This is a genomic window from Mycobacterium sp. (genome assembly GCF_049280035.1).
In the GTDB taxonomy this organism is placed as follows: Bacteria; Actinomycetota; Actinomycetes; order Mycobacteriales; family Mycobacteriaceae; genus Mycobacterium.
Genome location: NZ_JBAPPI010000877.1, coordinates 1 through 1,574 on the forward strand (window position 1 = coordinate 1; position 1,574 = coordinate 1,574).

The following is a 1,574-nucleotide window of genomic DNA, read 5'->3' on the forward strand; positions in this document are numbered from 1 at the left end:
CGCCCCACAGTCGTTGGCTCGTACATGAGTCTTTGCCCCCAAGTTAAGAGCCCTCGACTGGGGGCAGCATATAACAACAAGCGGCGTTAGTTAAGCTTTTTTCTAATATAAATCTCAGGCGAAGTTACGTCGTCGTTAAGCCTGCTCTTAGGCGCCGTTCGAGCAGCAGAATCGAACCTCTGAGCTCGCGTTGGACGGCTGCGCTGGCTGCCTCGCGGCCACCCAGGCCGGCGCATCTAAGGGTAAAGCAGGAGGTCAGCGGGCCGCGCGCTCTACGGTTCGGCGCAAGGGGCGGCGGCGGACCCGCAGCGCCAACTGGCGTCCACCATTCAGAACAAACTTCCGAAAAATTGGATTTCAGGTCCAAATGTTCGAACGTGTATTGGAAGAACCCTGAGTTTGGGAGTCGGCCTATAACGCTGGTTTGCAGCCAAAACAAGATTATTGGTCGAATGTCAAATAGGCCGCCTTTATGCACGGGGCGGTGCATTTCCTGCGGGTCGGTCGTCCGATGGGTACGACTTCGTGGCCGGAGCCGATGCACTCGGTGGCGGTAGATTAGTAGCGCCATGACGCGCCCTGACGAGTTGACCGAACTGCGGGTCTCAGATGCCGACCGCAACGGCACGCTGCGCCGGCTGCACAATGCGGTTGCGCTCGGGCTGATCGACATCAGCGAGTTCGAGGAACGCTCCTCGCATGTGTCCTACGCGCGGACCCGCAATGAGCTGGACAGCCTCGTCGGTGATCTCCCGGGCCCGGGGGCCATCGTCACATCTGCGGCCGACCGGGTGGAGCTACGGGGCTGGGCCGGGTCGCTCAAGCGTCACGGCGAGTGGACCGTGCCGAGTCGGCTGGCGCTGGTGCGCCGGATGGGCTCGGTCGAGCTGGACCTGGTCAAGGCGCGATTCGCCGGGCCGGTCGTCGTCATCGAGCTGGACATGAGGTTCGGCTCGGTGGAGATCCGGTTGCCCGACGGCGCCAGCGCCTCGATCGACGACGTTGCGGTGTACGGCGGCAGCGCCAGCGACCGCCGAAAGACCCCGCCGGGCGAGGGCACCCCGCATGTGGTGCTGACCGGTCGGGTGGTGTGCGGCTCGGTGAAAATCAAAGGACCGCGCCGGTCGTTGCTGCGTCGGCGCCGGCCTGGTTGAGACCAGATACGCTGGCGGTATGCCTGTTCGTCCTGTTCGTTCTGAGCTGATTGCTGGCGCAGTGTCGGCGACACTGCCGGTGCCCAAGTCGATCCCGCGTCCGGAGTATGTCGGCAAGCCGACAGCGCGTGAGGGCACCGAGCCGTGGGTGCAAACACCTGAAGTGATCGAGAAGATGCGGGTGGCCGGCCTGATTGCGGCCGGCGCGCTCGCGGAGGCGGGCAAGGCGGTCGCGCCCGGCGTGACGACCGACGCGCTGGACCGCGTCGCCCACGACTACATGGTCGACCACGGCGCCTATCCGTCGACACTGGGCTACAGGGGTTTCCCCAAGTCATGCTGTACATCGCTGAACGAGGTCATCTGCCACGGCATCCCCGACTCGACGGTGATCGAAGACGGCGACATCGTCAACATCGA

2 protein-coding genes are annotated in these 1,574 nt (G+C 63.9%); both read left to right on the top strand.

The annotated features are described in order from the left end of the window. Positions 1-569: 569 nt before the first annotated feature. Positions 570-1,154 (top strand): DUF1707 SHOCT-like domain-containing protein, encoded by a 585-nt coding sequence (locus WAN71_RS27900; RefSeq protein ID WP_422228423.1) that lies wholly within the window; start codon positions 570-572, stop codon positions 1,152-1,154. A 19-nt stretch (positions 1,155-1,173) separates the two neighbouring features. Next, on the top strand, positions 1,174-1,574 hold a 401-nt coding region (locus WAN71_RS27905), incomplete at its 3' end, for a M24 family metallopeptidase (protein WP_422228424.1).